At 71.2% G+C, this 17,043-nt stretch carries 16 protein-coding genes; 12 read left to right on the top strand and 4 right to left on the bottom strand.

The window, feature by feature from the left end:
• Positions 1 to 112: 112 nt before the first annotated feature.
• Positions 113 to 445 carry a hypothetical protein gene (locus tag CcI49_RS16160; protein ID WP_054570451.1) on the bottom strand — a complete coding sequence of 111 codons (333 nt, stop codon included), beginning with the start codon at positions 443 to 445 and terminating at the stop codon, positions 113 to 115.
• Positions 446 to 812: 367 nt separating this feature from the next.
• Between CcI49_RS16160 and CcI49_RS16155 the strand changes: the two genes are divergently transcribed.
• From CcI49_RS16155 to tsaD, 6 genes are all read left to right on the top strand, one after another.
• Positions 813 to 2,054 (top strand): alpha/beta hydrolase, encoded by a 1,242-nt coding sequence (locus tag CcI49_RS16155; protein WP_076827758.1) that lies wholly within the window; start codon positions 813 to 815, stop codon positions 2,052 to 2,054.
• Between the two features lie 192 nt (positions 2,055 to 2,246).
• The gene (tsaE, locus tag CcI49_RS16150) at positions 2,247 to 2,690 is read left to right on the top strand and encodes a tRNA (adenosine(37)-N6)-threonylcarbamoyltransferase complex ATPase subunit type 1 TsaE (RefSeq protein WP_076827760.1); all 444 of its coding nucleotides are present in this window, start codon (positions 2,247 to 2,249) and stop codon (positions 2,688 to 2,690) included.
• A gap of 811 nt (positions 2,691 to 3,501) precedes the next feature.
• Positions 3,502 to 4,422, top strand: a complete 921-nt coding sequence (locus tag CcI49_RS16145) for a TetR/AcrR family transcriptional regulator (protein WP_076827549.1) — start codon at positions 3,502 to 3,504, stop codon at positions 4,420 to 4,422.
• Positions 4,423 to 4,864: 442 nt separating this feature from the next.
• Positions 4,865 to 5,674 carry a tRNA (adenosine(37)-N6)-threonylcarbamoyltransferase complex dimerization subunit type 1 TsaB gene (gene tsaB / locus CcI49_RS16140; protein WP_076827547.1) on the top strand — a complete coding sequence of 270 codons (810 nt, stop codon included), beginning with the start codon at positions 4,865 to 4,867 and terminating at the stop codon, positions 5,672 to 5,674.
• Between the two features lie 53 nt (positions 5,675 to 5,727).
• Positions 5,728 to 6,225, top strand: coding sequence for a ribosomal protein S18-alanine N-acetyltransferase (gene rimI, locus CcI49_RS16135; protein ID WP_054570662.1), 498 nt, complete (start codon positions 5,728 to 5,730; stop codon positions 6,223 to 6,225).
• 118 nt (positions 6,226 to 6,343) lie between these two features.
• On the top strand, positions 6,344 to 7,366 hold the full coding sequence (gene tsaD / locus CcI49_RS16130) for a tRNA (adenosine(37)-N6)-threonylcarbamoyltransferase complex transferase subunit TsaD (protein ID WP_076827545.1): 1,023 nt from the start codon (positions 6,344 to 6,346) through the stop codon (positions 7,364 to 7,366).
• A gap of 112 nt (positions 7,367 to 7,478) precedes the next feature.
• On the opposite strand, the gene CcI49_RS16125 is transcribed toward tsaD, so the two are convergent.
• Positions 7,479 to 8,117, bottom strand: a complete 639-nt coding sequence (locus tag CcI49_RS16125) for an NAD(P)H-dependent oxidoreductase (RefSeq protein WP_054570663.1) — start codon at positions 8,115 to 8,117, stop codon at positions 7,479 to 7,481.
• Positions 8,118 to 8,423: 306 nt separating this feature from the next.
• On the opposite strand from CcI49_RS16125, the gene CcI49_RS16120 reads away from it, so the two are divergent.
• The 4 genes from CcI49_RS16120 (at position 8,424) to groL (ending at position 11,641) form a co-directional block, all read left to right on the top strand.
• Positions 8,424 to 9,128 carry a MarR family winged helix-turn-helix transcriptional regulator gene (locus CcI49_RS16120; protein ID WP_054570455.1) on the top strand — a complete coding sequence of 235 codons (705 nt, stop codon included), beginning with the start codon at positions 8,424 to 8,426 and terminating at the stop codon, positions 9,126 to 9,128.
• A gap of 10 nt (positions 9,129 to 9,138) precedes the next feature.
• On the top strand, positions 9,139 to 9,432 hold the full coding sequence (locus CcI49_RS16115) for a hypothetical protein (protein WP_076827756.1): 294 nt from the start codon (positions 9,139 to 9,141) through the stop codon (positions 9,430 to 9,432).
• Positions 9,433 to 9,559: 127 nt separating this feature from the next.
• Positions 9,560 to 9,868, top strand: a complete 309-nt coding sequence (gene groES / locus CcI49_RS16110; protein WP_006541584.1) for a co-chaperone GroES — start codon at positions 9,560 to 9,562, stop codon at positions 9,866 to 9,868.
• A 123-nt stretch (positions 9,869 to 9,991) separates the two neighbouring features.
• Positions 9,992 to 11,641, top strand: coding sequence for a chaperonin GroEL (gene groL, locus CcI49_RS16105; RefSeq protein ID WP_054570456.1), 1,650 nt, complete (start codon positions 9,992 to 9,994; stop codon positions 11,639 to 11,641).
• Positions 11,642 to 12,080: 439 nt separating this feature from the next.
• Here the strand turns inward: groL and CcI49_RS16100 are convergent, their stop codons facing one another.
• Positions 12,081 to 12,413, bottom strand: coding sequence for a WhiB family transcriptional regulator (locus CcI49_RS16100; RefSeq protein WP_006541586.1), 333 nt, complete (start codon positions 12,411 to 12,413; stop codon positions 12,081 to 12,083).
• A 678-nt stretch (positions 12,414 to 13,091) separates the two neighbouring features.
• Complete coding sequence (locus CcI49_RS16095; protein ID WP_035952132.1) at positions 13,092 to 13,508, bottom strand: DUF5319 domain-containing protein; 417 nt, start codon at positions 13,506 to 13,508, stop codon at positions 13,092 to 13,094.
• Between the two features lie 575 nt (positions 13,509 to 14,083).
• Between CcI49_RS16095 and guaB the strand changes: the two genes are divergently transcribed.
• Complete coding sequence (gene guaB, locus CcI49_RS16090; RefSeq protein WP_054570457.1) at positions 14,084 to 15,724, top strand: IMP dehydrogenase; 1,641 nt, start codon at positions 14,084 to 14,086, stop codon at positions 15,722 to 15,724.
• Positions 15,725 to 15,895: 171 nt separating this feature from the next.
• Complete coding sequence (locus CcI49_RS16085; protein WP_076827543.1) at positions 15,896 to 17,026, top strand: GuaB3 family IMP dehydrogenase-related protein; 1,131 nt, start codon at positions 15,896 to 15,898, stop codon at positions 17,024 to 17,026.
• Positions 17,027 to 17,043 lie beyond the last annotated feature (17 nt).

Here is a 17,043-nt window from a genome sequence, read left to right as displayed (position 1 = left end):
TCGGCGGTACCAGCCGCGCTGGCCGCCGCAACAGCGCGCTGGCCGCCCCGGTCGACACTGACTGCGTCAGCAGCCGCAGCCGCCGCCCTGTGTCAGCAGCCGCGGCCGCCGGTCAGCAGCCGCAGCCGCCGCTGCCGCAGGAACCGCCGGAATCGCCGCCATGGGAGTGGCCGGTGGCGGCACCGCCGAACATCCCACGCTCCATCCGGCGACGGACCGGCTGCGGGTTGGCCGCACGCTCGGCGGCCTGCTCGATCTCCGAGCGCGTCGTCAATGTCAGCATGACCGGCCCGCCCGCGGCCGGGGCGGGGCCCGCCGCTCCCGCGTCGCCGAGACCCGAGCCCAGTTCGTCGAGGTCGTCCTCGAGGTCGTCATCGACCTCGAAAGCTCTGCCGCCGTACGCGGGCGACGTGGCCGGCTTGCTCTTGCGCCACCGCAACTTCACGAGGCCTCCCCTGGTCACAACCGCATGGCCCGACGTGCTCAACGCTAGCGGAGGATCTGGGTCAGGTCCTTGTGGATCTTGTTGATCCTCTGTCGTCTTTCTGCCGGGTCGCGCTGGTCCTTCTCCTTGCGCGTATGCGCAGGCCGACGGCCTGGGTGGCCGGATCGGGCCGGAGTGTCCGACACGACGGACGCGTGGCGTGACACCCGACGGGATGGCACCATCGGGCATACCGGTGCGTCGTGCCGCTATTGGTGCATGTGTGACTGGTGCAGGTGCGACTGGCGTGCGTGCGACTTCGGGTGGGCTGATCCGGCCGGATGGGTCCAGCCGAGTGGATCCGGTGGAGTGGAGAGGTGGGCGGGCGATGGTGGGTGTCCCAGCCGTGAGCGGTGGCACCGATGTCGGCGATGCCCGCGGTCGTCCCCACCGCTCCGGGCTGGCCGGGGTACCGGCTGTCACGGGTGGCGTGGCCCGGGCGGCCGCGCGGGCTGCCGGGGTGGTTGTGGGATCCCGCGCCGCGCGCCGGGGCGGAACCGCCGGCATCGTCGGCGCGGTGCTGGCGGCGGGCCTGATCAGCGAGCGGCGCACGGTCCGTAGGCATCGCGCCGTGCCGGATCTACCGGACGATGACGGCGTCGGGCCCATCGGCGGGCGGGTCTCGACGGTCATCACGGCGTCGGATGGCGTAGCGCTGTACGTCGAGGAGACCACCCAGGAGCCACGGCCGAGTGCGGCGGACGGCGCCGGTGCGCCGACCCTGGTCTTCGTCCACGGCTTCTGCGTGAACAGCGACTCGTGGGTGTTCCAGCACCGTGCGCTGCGGGATCTGGGGCCGATGGTGTTCTACGACCAGCGGGCACATGGGCGTTCCGGGCCGTCCGAGGCAGGAAACTGCACCATCGACCAGCTCGCCGCAGACCTGCACCAGGTGCTGACCGAGCGGGTTCCCACGGGGYCGATCGTGCTGATCGGCCATTCGATGGGCGGTATGACGATCATGGCGTTGGCGGGCACCCATCCCGAGCTGTTCCGGGACAGGGTGGTGGGGGTGGCGCTGCTGTCGACCAGCGCGGGCGATCTGCCCCGGCTGACCTTCGGTGTGCCGTCACTGCTCGCCGGAGGGGTCCATCGGGTGCTGCCGCCACTGCTGGGCGGCATGCAGCGTGCGCCCGTGCTGTTCGAGCGGGCGCGTCGGCGTGGCAGTGACTTCTCCTGGGAGATCACCCGCCGCATCGCCTTCGGCTCGACCGAGGTGCCGCCGTCGGTCGTCTCGTTCCTCGAGACGATGGTCGGGGACACACCGATCCCGGTGATGGCGGCGTTCATGTCCACCCTCCTCGACCATGACAAGGTAGCGGCCGTGGCGGGTCTTCGCGGCACCCCGACTGTCATCCTGGTCGGCGACGGTGATCTCATGACACCGGTCGAGCACAGCCGTGTCCTCGCCCGTCTGCTGCCCGACGCCGAGCTGCGGATCGAGCCCGGCCCCGGGCACGCGATCATGCTGGAATGCCCTGACGTCACCAACGAGGTCATCCGCGGCCTGGTGGAACGTGTCCGGGTACCCGCGGCACCGGGTCCCCGGGCAAGTGAGCCCGTGACCTGAGCGGTAGGCGCCCCGGGGTGCGCCGCCGCCCGCCGCCCGCGCCGCACCGCCCGTGCTCGAACCGGCCGGGCCACGACCAGGAACGGACCCGACCCGATGACCACGCCCGCCACGCCCGGCACATCCGCCACGTCGGCGCAGCCGCCTCCCACGCAGGTCGCCCCGGAGATCGTGGCCGAGGATCCTGACGGAATGCGGGCGATCGGAGCACGGCTCGCACCGGTGCTGCAGCCCGGTGACCTGATCATTCTCGACGGTCCGCTGGGCGCCGGGAAGACGGTCTTCGTGCAGGGCCTTGCGGCGGGCCTGGGGGTTCGGGCGCAGGTCACCTCACCGACGTTCGTCCTGGCCCGAGTCCACCCGGATGGCCGTCTGCCGCTGGTCCACGTGGACGCCTATCGGCTGGGCGGGGTGGCGGAGGTGGACGATCTCGACCTGGACGCCGACCTCGCACGGTCGGTCACCGTCGTCGAGTGGGGCTCCGGGTTGGTGGAGCAGCTGGCGGGTGCCCATCTGCGGATCGAGATAAGCCGGCCCGCGGGTGACGAGGCGGGCGAGGTACGACGGGTGCGCCTGCGCCCAGCCGGGGCCGACTGGGCGCGGCGTCTGGCTTCGCTCGGCCTGGCGCCGCGCTGACCTGCACGTTCGTCCCAACCCGCGGAGGCAGCCCCTCCCTCCGCGGGCGTTAGCCGGCTGGTGCCATCGGCGGGACCGTGTGGACGTCCGCTCTGCGGGGGACCTGCTCTGGTGCCCGTGTTCGTCCGGGTCAAAGTCGTCGACCTGTTGACGTCGGGTGGTCGGCTGCCGCGGTGGGCCGGTCGGCGCCTGCCGGGCGCCGGGCGATGCGGAGAGGAAGCGCCTCGCCGCGGCGTGCGGCGGCGCGACTCGGGCTACGTGCCGCGGGCGGCGCAGCCCGCGAAGTAGTCCATGCCGTGGCGTCCTGAGGGCGCCCGGCGGCGGCGGATCGGGGGACTGGCCGGTGTCGAGGCCCTCGGGTGCGGTGAACCGGGCCGCCCGCGCGGGCGGCACCCGCCGGCCCGGGGTGGCCCGCCGGGGCGGTAGCACCTTTTCGGGTGGGCATGTTCGGGTAAGCGGGAAAGTGATTCCGGGAACATTCGGCCTTCTTGCCGGTAGTTAATCCCCGACGAGTTCCGGAATGAGGGCTGTCACCGCAGGTGAACCATGGCTCAGCGCTCGGTGTCCTAGATCATGTTAAGATCGCGTATCCCCCGGTTAATGCCCGGTCCAGGCCTGCTCCCCATACCGCCTCGTGGCTGGTTGTGTCGCGGCAAGCGGCCCGTAAGGACAAACAGTCAACGTTCCGTAGTTGATGAGTTGTTCCGCTATATTGGCGGCGTAGGCGCGAAGTTCATGCATGCGGCGGCCCACCCGTGTCATGACCGCGAGGATCCGTTGATGGCCAGTTGTGGCCGTGAGAGGGGCGCGCGTGCGCAGCAGCACCGCTGTCGACCTTGTAGAGGCTCCGGCTGAGCGCTCGGCCCGGTCCCGTAGGACCCGAAGCGACTTCCTGGCCAGCCGGCGTGACCTTCTCGACGCGGTGGGGCGACTCCTCGCGCGCAACGGACGCCGTTTCAGCCTGGTGGATCTCGCGGCCGAGGCCGGAGTGTCGACGGCGACCGCCTACCGGCACTTCACAGACGTCCACGACGCACTGGACGTCTACTACCTGCAGCTCATCGACGTCCTGGTGACCGACATCCGGGCCCTGTCGACCGGCGACGACCACCTCGGCAACTTCGAGGTGGTCTGCGAGGTCTGGGTCCGCTCGGTCGCCCGGTGGGGGCGGGCCGCGGTGCACGTGCGCTCCGCGCAGGGCTACCTCGCCCGGCTGCGGGGGCAGGACGACCTGGTCTCCAGGCTGCACGAGGTGCTCGCACCAGTGCTGGTCGGGCTGGCCGAGACCGGCGTGCTGYCGCCGCAGGAGGCCGAGTACGCGGTCCTGCTGTGGGCTTCGGTCTTCGACGAGCGTGTGATCGTCGACCTGCTGGACACTCTCGGCTGGTCGGTGGAGCAGGTCGCGCAGAAGCTGACCGCCTCGGCGCTGCGAATGCTCGGCTACACCGGCTGGAGCCCGTTGCGATCGTCGTTCCCGCCGGCGCCCGGCGTTCCCGCGCACAGCCCGGCGGCACCGCAGCTGCCCGCCGTCGCGGCGCCCACCGTCGCGGCGCCTGCCGGCCCGCTGTCGGGCTCCGCTCGCCTGGGCCGTCCGCCGCGGACCACGGGCGTTGTCACCTCGTCGGTTCACGGCCGTGCGGGTCTGCCGCCGATCGCGGGCCTGCCGTCGATCGGCGTCGATCCGCGGATCCGGCACCGTCCCTCGGGTGGCCCGGCCCGCCGCAGCCACTGAGCCGGGTACACCGAGGCCGGCACACCGGCCGCCGACCGTCGGCCGGTTGTCCGTTGTGATTTCCTGGATCGGTCGGCGGGGGGCGGACCGCTCCGCGTGCGGCGGCCGGTCGCGGTTCGTTCACGGCTCGCCCGCGTTCAGCGGCGGCGTCTCGCACGGCATTCTCTGAATTTCCGCAGATATTCCTGACGGTCATATCCTTGTTTTCTGGCCGTGCCGGTGTGCGTGGATGTTCGGAAACGCGCTCCCGGCGGTCGGCGGAAATTCCTGCGGATGGCGTCGGCCGRCCCGTGTTTCGGGCGCCGTGGGAAGTCGGGGCAGGCGCCCGGAGGTCCTGGTACGCCGGCGGCCGGGTAGATGGTTCGGGTACGGATCGATCGGGTGCCCGGGCGCCGGGCGTGCCGGGCGCCAGGGGTGTCCGGCGGGTCCGTAGTCTGGACCGATGCTGGTCCTGGCGCTGGACACCTCGACGGCGGCCTGCACGGTCGCGCTGGTCGAGCTGGGCGCACCGGCCTCGGTGGCCGTCGGGTCGGGGCCCGAGCGGGTGCTCGCGCAGAGATGTGTGTGGGACGCCCGCCGCCATGGTGAGCTGCTGGCGCCCATGATGAGCGCCGTCCTCACCGAAGCCCGGGTCCGGCCGCCCGACGTGGCCGCGGTCGTCGTCGGCGTGGGCCCGGGGCCCTTCACCAGCCTTCGGGTGGGCATGGTGACCGGGTCGGCCTTCGCGGCGGCGCTCGGTATCCCGGCACACGGCGTCTGCTCGCTGGACGGAATCGGCCTCGGGACCGCGGGCCCGGTGGGAGTCGTGACCGACGCCCGCCGTCGCGAGGTGTTCTGGGCTCGCTACCAGGATGGAGCGCGCCAGGGGGAGCCTGCCGTCGGCGCGCCCGCCGCCGTCGCGGCGGATCTGCTCGCTGCAGGGGTGCGCCGGGTGGTGGGTCCCGGTGTCGCGCTGTATCCCGAGGCCTTCGCCTCCTTCGAGCCCGTGACGCGCCTCGTCGGTGAGTCCGGTCAGCCCGATGCCGGTCCGGCTGGTCCGGCTGGTCCGGCCGGGGCGTCGATCTGTCCGGCGCCGCCGCTACTCGTCCGGGTCGCGGCGGCGGCCATCCTCGATGGCCGTGCACCGGGACCGCTGGTGCCGCTCTACCTGCGGCGGCCCGACGCGGCCGAGCCTCGTCCGCCCAAGACCGTCACGGCGGCAACGGAGGCCGGGGCTGGCGACCCGGCGGCCGCCGGGGCGACGGCGGGTTGACCGCGGTGGCTGTGAGTCCGTCTCCAGGCACCGGCGACGTCGAACTGCTGCCCATGCGTTGGTGGCATCTGGCCGGGATCGCATCGATCGAGCGGCGGGTCTTCGACCTCGATCCGTGGTCGGCCGAGCTCTTCTGGTCCGAGCTTGCGCAGGGTGACAGCCGGAACTATCTGGTGGCGGTCTCGGCCGGGTCGATCGTCGGATATTCGGGTCTCGCCCTGCAGGGGGACGAGTCCTACATCCAGACCATCGGTGTCGTGCCGGAGATGCGTGGCCGCCGTCTCGGAGCCCGGCTGATGATCGCCCAGCTCCGGGAGGCTCGCCGTCGTGGTGCGCGCAGCTGCGGGCTGGAGGTCCGGACGGACAACGTCGCGGCCCGCGCCCTGTACGCCAGCCTGGGCTTCGTGGATCTCGGTGTCCGCCGGGGCTACTACCAGCCCTCGGGTGGGGACGCGTATGTCATGAGGGCCCGCCCGATCGACACCGTCGGGTATGGGGCGTTGCTGGACCGCATCGAGGCGACGATCGCCCGGGACAGGGCGGCATCGTGACGGTTCGCACCGGGGTGACGGTTCGCACCGGGGCGGTGGGTCGAACCTGGGTGGTGGTTCGCTGGGTGGCCGGTCGCGCGTCGGCGCCGCCGGTGGTGGTGGTGGTGGGAGGCGAAGGATGACGAGCAGGGACAGCCCGCTCGTGCTTGGCATCGAGACGTCCTGCGACGAGACCGGGGTCGGCCTGGTCCGCGGCGGGGTCCTGCTCGCCGACGCGCTCGCGTCGTCGGTCGACGAGCACGCCCGCTACGGAGGTGTCGTCCCCGAGATCGCGGCCCGCGCGCACCTGGAGGCGATGGTCCCGACGATCGAGYGGGCGCTGGGCCAGGCCGGCCTGCGGCACCGCGATGTGGACGCCGTCGCGGTGACAGCGGGACCAGGACTGGCCGGGGCGCTGCTGGTGGGCGTCGCGGCGGCGAAGGCGTATGCGCTCGCCCTCGGCGTCCCGCTGCACGGCGTGCATCACCTCGCCGCCCACGTCGCCGTGGACACGCTGGAGCACGGCCCGCTGCCGCGTCCGTCCGTGGCACTGCTGGTTTCCGGGGGGCACAGCTCGCTGCTGCTGGTACCCGATCTCGCGACCGAACCGGTGGTGCCGCTCGGTGCCACGGTGGACGACGCCGCGGGCGAGGCCTACGACAAGGTCGCTCGCCTGCTCGGCATGCCGTTCCCGGGGGGCCCGCCGATCGACGCGGCGGCTCGGGCGGGACGGGCGGACATTCCCTTCCCCCGCGCCAAGGCCGGGGACGGAACCTTCGATTTCTCCTTCTCCGGCCTCAAGACGGCCGTGGCGCGCTGGGTCGAGGCACGGCGGCGGTCCGGGGAGCCGGTGCCGGTGGCGGACGTCGCGGCGTCGTTCCAGGAGGCGGTCGCGGACGTGCTGACCGCGAAGGCGGTCGCCGCCTGCCGTGCGCACGACGTCGACACGCTGGTGATCGGCGGTGGAGTCGCCGCGAACAGCCGGCTGCGGGCGCTTGCGGCCCTGCGGTGTGAGGCCGCCGGAATCACCCTGCGGGTGCCGCGGCCGGGCCTGTGTACCGACAACGGCGCGATGGTGGCCGCGCTCGGCTCGCTGCGGGTGGAAGCAGGTGTGGCACCGTCGTCGCTGGAGCTTGCGGCGACCTCCGCCCTGGCGCTCTGAGCGGATCTCCGGATGGCGACGGCGCTGGGGCGACTGCGAGGTTCCGCCCGGATCGCGGTCCTGCCTGGACCGCGATCCGCCGGCGGAAGGTCCGGTCTGTGGCGGCGACGGCTCAGTCGCTCGTGGCGCGGCGCCGGGCGGCCTGCTCGGCGGAGTCGAGGGAAGCCGCGAAGAGGTCCTTGAACTCCGCGAGCGCCGGGTTGACCGGCGCGAGGGTCATCACGACGGTGATGAACTCGATGTTGTCGGCGCCGAGGGCTTCGAAGGCGTGCCGCAGGTAGGGAACCTGGTGGTCCCAGCCCTCCTTGGGGGTGCCGGGCGCGTAGGAACCACCCTGCGCGGTCACGACGGTGACCTTCTTGCCGGCGAGCACACCGCCACCGGCCTCACCGGGCGTGGTGCGCCCCATGACGATGATCTGGTCCAGCCAGGCCTTGATCGTCGACGGGTACGAGTAGTTGTACATCGGGACGGAGATCACGTACTCGTCCGCCTTCTCGACCTCGCCGAGGTACTCCTCGCGGACCCGCACGGCCTCGGCCTGCTCCGGGGTGAGCTGTTCGGGGTCGGTGTAGCCGCTGGACACCAGCGTCCAGCTCAGGTGCGGGGGAGGGGTGGCGGCCAGGTCGCGGTGCGTTACCGAACCTTCCGGGTTGTGCTCGCGCCAGGCCTCGACGTAGGCCGCGGCGACGCTTCGGGAGACCGACCCCTGCGGCGCGAAGCTGGAGTCGACGTGAAGCAGATTGGGCACCAGGAACTCCTTGATCGTCATTGCGTGGATCGGGGTGGCTACCCCGGAGCGCCGTGGCCGGCGCTCGCGCGGTGAGGAACGACTGGCGACGGGCTCCCGGGCAGACGCGGACACGTCGCCCGGGCGGCTCCGCGCCGGCATGGCACGTCTGCGCCGCTGCCTCCGCCCTGCCGTCTGTCGCGTAGATGTCCATGCAGATGATTGCTCCACCAAATAATCTGTGTCAACACCTATCTGCGTGGCAGACGAGTCGTTGATGATCGGCTAGGCAACTGATCGGGGTACTGTGTGAGCGTGGAGCGGTCGTTGGGTGGTGCCTCCGCGGTGCCTTCGTCGGCCGATGCACGGTGCTCGGAGTCGGCTACGGACCGGCTGGAGGTCGGCCCGCCTGCCGGTGGCTCCGGCTGTGCTCCGCGCGATGACTGCGGTTCGGCGGATGGCGCCGATCTTGATCTGCCTGCCAGCGTGCGCCACGACCTGCGGTGGATCGTCGGTCAGATCCACCACGGCTACCTGGCGGCCTCGGTGGCCGCGGTCGGTCAGCTTCCCGGTGGCATGAAGGGGTTCTACGTCCTCGAATCGGCGGTCGAGGGGGTGGCCCACAACCAGATCGAGGTGGCCCGCCGCTTCAACATCGACCGGACCGTGATGGTGCGGCTCATCGACGAGATGGAGCGCGCCGGGCTGGTGGAGCGGCGTCCGGTGCCGACCGACCGGCGGGCGCGGATGATCGTCGCCACGGAGCTGGGTGTCGGCGAGTACCACCGGGCGCGGGGCGCGTTACGTGCCGTCGACGACCATGTTCTGGCGCCGCTGGCACCTGCGGACCGGGATGCCTTCGTCGCCTTCGCGCGCCTCGTCTCGGAGCATCTGGTCGCGATGGACCCGACCAAGGGGGCCGCGGCCTGTGTGGCCGCCGAGGCGACGATGCGAGCCGCGGCGGCGACCGAGGGTGACGCCTGCGAGCCGGCCCCTGATTCCGCCGGTGGCGGGCCCCGGGCGCGGGGATGACGGCCTGGGCATGGTGACTACGACCTGGATGTGGGAGGCCCGCGCGGCGGAGGGCCGATTGGCCGACCTCGAGGCCTGGGCCCTGGGTGCCGCGCGTGACCAGGAGGCCGAGATCTACCTGGGGCGCGAGGCGTCGGCGGGTCTTGTTGTGATCCTTCTGCACGTCGGTGGCGGTGGTCCGGAAGCTGACACGGTCGGGCCGCCGTTGCCGGACCCTCCTGTCGGGCTGGTGACAGGCACGGTGCACGCCTGGCAGTTCGAGCGGGCCGATTCCCGTCTTGACAGATCCGACCGTCTTGGTTGACGTCCGTGGTGCGGGTGCTAAGTTGGCACTCGGCACTTGCGAGTGCCAGCGACAGGCGCCTGTTCACCCGCGACGGCAGGCCGCCAGGGTCGCTCTCTCATCCAGCGAAGGAAGGGGGAGGTCGATCGTGACGACCACCGCCACCAAGGTTGCAATCAAGCCGCTCGAGGACCGGATCGTCGTCCAGCCTTCGGACGCCGAGACGACCACCGCGTCCGGCATCGTGATCCCGGACACGGCGAAGGAGAAGCCCCAGGAGGGGACTGTCCTGGCCGTGGGCCCGGGTCGTTTCGAGGACGGCAAGCGCGTCCCGCTCGACGTCAAGGTCGGCGACGTCGTGCTCTACAGCAAGTACGGCGGCACCGAGGTCAAGTACTCCGGCGAAGAGTACCTGGTGCTCTCCGCCCGGGACGTCCTCGCGATCATCGAGAAGTAGGACTGGTCGCCGGCAACAGCAGGCGGGGCGTGTCCCACCGGTGGTCCCCGGTATCCACCGGGGCCCCGGCGGGGCACGCCCTTCTTGTTTCGCCAGGCCGCCGTGTCGGAGGGACACGCAGGTATGCCGAAGATTCTGACGTTCAACGAGGACGCGCGCCGCTCGCTTGAGCAGGGTGTCAACGCCCTCGCGGACGCCGTCAAGGTGACGATCGGTCCGCGTGGCCGCAACGTCGTCATCGACAAGTCGTACGGCGCGCCGACGATCACCAACGATGGTGTGACGATCGCGCGCGAGGTCGAGCTGGACGACCCCTACCAGAACCTGGGGGCGCAGCTCGCCAAGGAAGTCGCCACCAAGACCAACGACGTGGCCGGTGACGGCACGACGACCGCGACGGTGCTGGCCCAGGAGATGGTGCGCCAGGGCCTCAAGCTGGTCACCGCGGGCGCCTCCCCGCTGTCGCTCAAGGCCGGCATCGAGGCGGCCGTCGAGGCTGTCTCGTCGGCGCTGCTGAAGGCGGCGATCGAGGTCGACTCGAAGGAGACGATCGCCCAGGTCGCCGCCATCTCGGCGCAGGACGTCCAGGTCGGTGAGCTCATCGCCGAGGCGATGGACAAGATCGGCAAGGACGGTGTGATCACCATCGAGGAGAGCCAGACCATGGGTCTGGACCTCGAGCTCACCGAGGGCATGCAGTTCGACAAGGGCTACATCTCGCCCTACTTCGTGACCGACCAGGAGAGCATGGAGGCGGTCCTCGAGGACGCCTACGTGCTGCTGCACCCTGGCAAGATCGGCGCCCTGAACGACATCCTGCCCCTGCTCGAGCAGGTGGTGCAGGAGCGCAAGCCGCTGCTGATCATCGCGGAGGATGTCGAGGGCGAGGCGCTGTCCACCCTCGTCGTCAACGCCGTGCGCAAGACCTTCACAGTCGTCGCGGTGAAGGCCCCCGGCTTCGGGGACCGCCGCAAGGCGATGCTGCAGGACCTCGCGGTCCTCACCGGCGGTCAGGTCGTCGCTGCCGAGGTCGGCCTCAAGCTCGACTCGGTCACGCTGGCCGACCTCGGCCGGGCCCGGCGGATCGTCGTCGACAAGGACACCACCACCATCGTCGACGGTGGTGGCGACGCCGACACCGTCGGTGAGCGGGTCCGCCAGATCAAGCAGGAGATCGAGCTCTCGGACTCCGACTGGGACCGGGAGAAGCTCCAGGAGCGGCTGGCCAAGCTCGCTGGCGGGGTCGCGGTCATCCGCGTCGGCGCCGCGACGGAGGTCGAGCTCAAGGAGAAGAAGCACCGCCTCGAGGACGCGGTCTCCGCGACCCGTGCCGCGGTCGAGGAAGGCATCGTGGCGGGCGGCGGGACCGCGCTCGTGGACGCCGCCGCCGTGCTCGAGGGCGACCTCGGGCTCACCGGTGACGAGCGGTCCGGCGTGCAGATCGTGCGCCGGTCGCTGGACGCGCCGCTTACCTGGATCGCGCGGAACGCCGGTCTCGAGGGCGCGGTGATCGTGTCCAAGGTCCGCGAGACCGAAACCGGTGTCGGCTTCAACGCGGCCACCGGCGACTACGGCGACCTCGTCGCAGCTGGTGTGGTGGACCCGGTCAAGGTCACCCGCTCCGCGGTGGCGAACGCCGCGTCCATCGCCGCGCTGCTCATCACCACCGAGAGCCTGGTGGCGGAGAAGCCGGAGGCGCCCGCGGCGGCCCAGGGCCACTCCCACTCCCACGGTGGGCACGGGCACTCGCACTCGCACGGGCCGGGCTTCTGACCCGTCCCGGCAGCAGCGGGTCGCCCACCCGCCGGCACCGGCGAGGTAGCACCGTGGCCGAGGCCCGGTCGGTCATCAGGACCGGCCGGGCCTCGGTCGTTCTCCGGTGGCGTTCTCCGGTGGCTATCGCCGGTGTGCACGAGCGCCACCGGTGCGCACGAGCAAGGTCGCGCCGGGCGCCACCCGGGTCAGGCACCCGACACCTGATCACGGGGCGCTCACCCGTCGCGGGTGGTCGCCGGGGATGGGTGGTGATGTCCGAACAGGGGGCAGCCAATCGGCCAGCCGAGGGCCGGGGAGTGCTTCTGTGGCAGGAGTGCTTCTGGCTCAGGGGAGTGCACCGGGGCCGTGGGGTTCCCTGGAAACGCGAGATCCCCGGGCCCGTCCTGGCGTGGCATAGGACGGGCCCGGGGATCTCGGTACTCGGTGATCGAACCTTTCAGCAGGCCGGTGCGAGACCGGGCCGCGCCGTCGTGTGACGGGCCGCGCCTCGCCGGGTGCGCCCGGTCAGGACGGCCTCCCGTTCGGACTCACTCATTCCACCCCAGACGCCGTACGGTTCCCGGGCCGCAAGGGCATGCTCTCCGCAGGCCCGGATGACCGGACAACGTGCGCAGATGGCCTTCGCCGCGGCTTCCCTCGCGGCTCGGGCCGGGCCGCGCTCGCCCTCGGGATGGAAGAAGAGCTCGGTGCTCTCGCCTCGGCAGGCGCCGTGGAGCTGCCACTCCCACTTCTCCGCACCGGGGCCTGGAAGTCGTCGGACGTCGGTCATAGGTCTGACCCCCCCTTTCGACCTGAGCGGCTGGCGCCGCGACTACCCGGTCACCGTAGCCGCCCGCCGTCGACTGGAGATCTTGGAATTTCACCCGGTCGGCCGGCGCCGCGCCCCCGCTGCCGCCCGCTTTGCCCGGTATCTGGTCTGCCTGGCAACTGGCCTGGTCTGCCTGGCATCTGGCCACGGGTGGACTACCGCGGTGTGATCCGCGCCTGAGCAGCCGTGGCCCGCACGTGCACGGACGACGACCGCCGGTGGCGCCGACAGGGAACGCGAGGACGGCACGACCAGGTCTGACCCGTGGACGTCCGACCGCCGGCACCGACGACGACACGAGACCACCATCGATCACGGGTGCCTCGCGCTCCGCCGGCAGCATCGACCTACCCGCCAACCGGGCGCTAACACGAGCTGACGTCGAACACGAGCCGACGTCGGGATTCACCTGACTTGCCGGGAGAGGTTCGCTTGGGAGAGCGAGAGGTTCGCCTGGGAGCGCGCCAGCTGCTCAGGGCATGCGCGCACGCCCGCCTGGCCAGCGCGGACGAAGGGCGACTGGCATCTGTGCCGGCCAGGACAGGGCCCGGCCGGCATGCGGGCGGCATCGGTCGGCACGGGCTGGCTGGCCACGAGGCCCGCCAGCGCGGCCGCCTGGTCAGCGGGCGGCTGAGCCGGTCACCGCGTGTCCGCCTCGGACGCGGTGGAGGCCTCGTAGGCGCCATCCGCGAATCCGCGTGCGTAATCCCAGCTCACGTAGCAGGCGGGATCCGGAGCGTAGGCAGGCTCGTGCACCCGGGTGCGGCCCTCGTCGAGAAGGTGCCGCAGGTTCCCGGCAAGCAGGTCCCAGTCGAAGTAGTGCGGCTCGGCGCACCCCTCGCAGTCGACGACAAGTCCCCGGAAGCCACGCGGTTCGAGCAGCGTCCGGAAGACGTCGAGGTCGCCCAGCTCGGCGAGGATCTCTTCCCGCTCACGGAGGGACAGCGGTTCAAGCAGGTCCAGATCCTCGGCGGAATCGAGCTGCGCGAGCTCGGCCGCCGGGTCCTCGGGGTCGCCCGCGAAGGGGTCGAGGGGCTCGTTGCTCACGAGGAACACGCTACGCTTGTAGCCCCAGCTTAGTGGTCCCGATACCGAGTCCGGCACCGACGTGCGGGGCATTCGTCCAACATGCCCGAATCTGTCCGGTCCTGGATGGCTTCCAGTGGTGCTCGCGCAGCTGGTGAGATGTGTCTGTGCGGCCTCCGGTGGTCTGGTCTGTGTTCGGCCTGTCTGACCGCAAGGTTCGTGTTTCGCGAAACCCGATACGGAAACAAGGTCATTGTGGTAGGGGCTTGCTGATTTCGTATTCAGCCACCTGAACTTCGACGGACCGGGTACGGAGCGGTCCGCTCCCGGCGTCGAGTCGGCGGCGCGTGGCATCTGTGGTGCTCTCGGTCACGCAGGGGAGTTCGGAACGGTAGGGGGACCTCTACGATGGGGGGCATCACCGTCGCTCGGCCGGCGGGCCGCGCACTCGCGCGGCGTGCTCGACACGTCGCTCCGGGCGGTACATCTGGTCATATGGATGTGCCCCCAGGGTTTGCCGGCTCGTCCGGTTTCCGGGCGCGGAACCCCCACGCGCCGCGGGGAAGCCACCGCTGGCGCGGGGCCGACGCGAACGGAAAGGTGCCATGGACGGTTCCGCCGCCATCCCGACGACCCCGACCACGCGCGCGGGCGGGGAACCCGACCTCGACTCGGCGTTCGGTCAATCGGCCGATGCCCGCTTCACCTCCGCGGCTCCCGGCGCTCCCGGCGCCGAAGGAGCGGCCCTCCCGCCGAAACTGGCGATGCTGGGGCTGACCTACGACGATGTGCTGCTCCTGCCGGCGGAGTCCGAGGTGGTGCCGGCGTCGGTCGACACGGCCACCCGCCTGTCGCGCAACATCTCGCTGGCCATCCCGCTGGTCTCCTCGGCCATGGACACCGTGACCGAGGCGCGGATGGCGATCGCCATGGCCCGCCAGGGCGGCGTCGGTGTGCTGCACCGCAACCTCTCGGTCGACGACCAGGCGCAGCAGGTCGACATGGTGAAGCGCTCCGAGTCCGGCATGATCACCGCGCCGATCACCTGCGGGCCCGAGGCGACGATCGAGGAAGCGAACGTGCTGATGGCGCGTTACCGCATATCGGGCGTGCCGGTGACCCAGCCGGACGGCCAGCTCCTCGGCATCGTGACCAACCGCGATATCCGTTTCGAGCGGGACTACTCGCGCCGGGTCCGGGACGTCATGACCCCGATGCCGCTGGTCACCGCCGCGGTCGGTGTCTCCGCCGACGACGCGCTCGGCCTGCTGCGGCACAACAAGATCGAGAAACTGCCGATCGTCGACGAGGCGGGCCGGCTTCGCGGCCTGATCACGGTGAAGGACTTCACCAAGCGTGAGCAGTACCCCAACGCCACCAAGGACGCGGACGGCCGCCTCGTGGTCGGCGCCGCGATCGGTGTCGGTGAGGACGCGTTCAAGCGTGCCCAGGTGCTGGTCGCCGCGGGCGTCGACTTCCTGGTCGTCGACACGGCCCACGGCCACCACCGCGCGGTGCCCGACATGATCGCGCGGATCAAGACGGAGATGCGTGCCGGGGCCGACGGCCGTCCGCTGGACGTCATCGGCGGCAACGTGGCCACCGCCGCGGGCGCGGCCGCACTTGTCGCCGCCGGTGCCGACGCCGTCAAGGTGGGTGTCGGGCCGGGGTCCATCTGCACCACCAGGATCGTGTCCGGCGTCGGCGTCCCGCAGGTCACCGCGATCTACGAGGCCGCGCGGGCCGCCCGGGCGGCCGGCGTGCCGGTCATCGGGGACGGCGGCCTGCAGTACTCCGGTGACATCGCGAAGGCGATCGCGGTCGGTGCCGACACGGTGATGCTCGGCAGCCTGCTCGCGGGCGTTGACGAGAGCCCGGGCGAGCTCATCTTCATCAACGGCAAGCAGTACAAGTCCTACCGGGGGATGGGCTCGCTCGGCGCCATGCGCAGCCGAGGCGGAAACCGGTCCTACTCGAAGGACCGTTATTTCCAGGACGACGTGCTGTCCGACGACAAGCTCGTCCCTGAAGGGGTCGAGGGCCAGGTTCCCTACCGTGGCTCGCTGGCGGGCATGGCGCACCAGCTCATCGGCGGGCTTCGGGCCGCGATGGGGTACACCGGGTCGGCGACGATCCGTGATCTCCAGGAGCGCAGCCAACTGGTGCGGATCACCTCCGCCGGGCTCACCGAGAGCCACGCCCACGACGTCCAGATGACGGTCGAGGCGCCGAACTACACCCGGTGAGCCCTTTCCGTCATCGGTTCGGACCTGCGGCATCCGTGACCGTGGGCCGTGAGATGGAAGCGGCTCGGTGATCCAGGTACCTGTCCAGCATCGTTCCTGCCGCGGCCAGCTGTCCGTCTGGTAGGCAGGGTGGTTGGCGGAACTACTTAGTTGACCAGGAGGCCGGACGCGGTGGCTGACGTCGAGATCGGTATCGGGAAGAACGCGCGGGTGGCCTACGGCCTGGACGCCGTGGGCATCGTTCCGTCGCGGCGAACCCGCGACCCAGCCGACGTCTCGCTCGGCTGGGAGATCGATGCCTACCGCTTCGGGCTTCCGATCGTCGCAGCGGCCGCCGACGCGGTCACCTCTCCCGCGTCGGCGATCGCCCTCGGGCGTCTCGGTGGGCTCGGGGTGCTGCACCTGGAAGGCCTGTGGACCCGGCACGAGGATCCCGAGCCGCTCCTGGCCGAGGTGGCGGCGCTCGGCGCCGAATCCGGTGCGGTCGCCGCCACCCGGCGTCTGCGTGAGCTGTACGCCGCACCTGTGCAGCCCGAGCTCATCGGCGCGCGTCTGCAGGAGATGCGGGAGGCCGGGGTCGTCACGGCGGCCGCGTTGCGGCCGCAGAAGCTGCGGTCCCTGTGCCCCTATGTGGTGGCTGCCGGTGTCGACCTCCTGGTCGTCCATGGCACGGCGGTGTCGGCGGAGCATCAGTCGCGTCGTACCGAGCCGCTCAACCTGAAGCAGTTCATAGGACAGCTCGACATTCCGGTGCTGGTCGGCGGCTGTGCGTCCTTCTCCACGGCGCTGCATCTGATGCGTACGGGGGCGGCCGGTGTGATCGTCGGAGTCGGCGGCGGGCTGGGTGACGACACCGCCTCAACCCTCGGAATCGGTGTACCGCTGGCGACGGCGATCGCCGACGCGGCGGGTGCGCGAATGCGCTACCTCGACGAGTCCGKTGGTCGTTATGTCCACGTCATCGCCCACGGCGATCTCCGTACCGGCGGGGACGTGGCGAAGGCGGTGGCATGCGGAGCAGACGCCGTCATGGTGGATTCGCTGCTCGCGCAGGCGGTGGACGCTCCCGGCCAGGGTGCGGCCTGGTCGATGGAGATCCTTCATTCGGACCTGCCTCGTGGGCGCTGGGCACCGGTGACGACGTCACACTCCGTGGCGGAGATTCTCACCGGCGGTGGTGTCACGGCCGACGATGGTGTGGCGAACATCGCCGGAGCGCTGCGCGCGGCAATGGCCACAACGGGCTACGCGACGCTGAAGGAATTCCAGAAGGCAGAGGTCATGATCGCGGCCGGAGGCTGAGCGGGCCAACAGGGGCC

It is taken from the genome of Frankia sp. CcI49, assembly GCF_001983215.1.
Lineage (GTDB): Bacteria > Actinomycetota > Actinomycetes > Frankiales > Frankiaceae > Parafrankia > Parafrankia irregularis.
The sequence above is the reverse complement of the archived record's forward strand: the minus strand, read 5'-3'. Positions and strand labels throughout refer to the sequence as shown.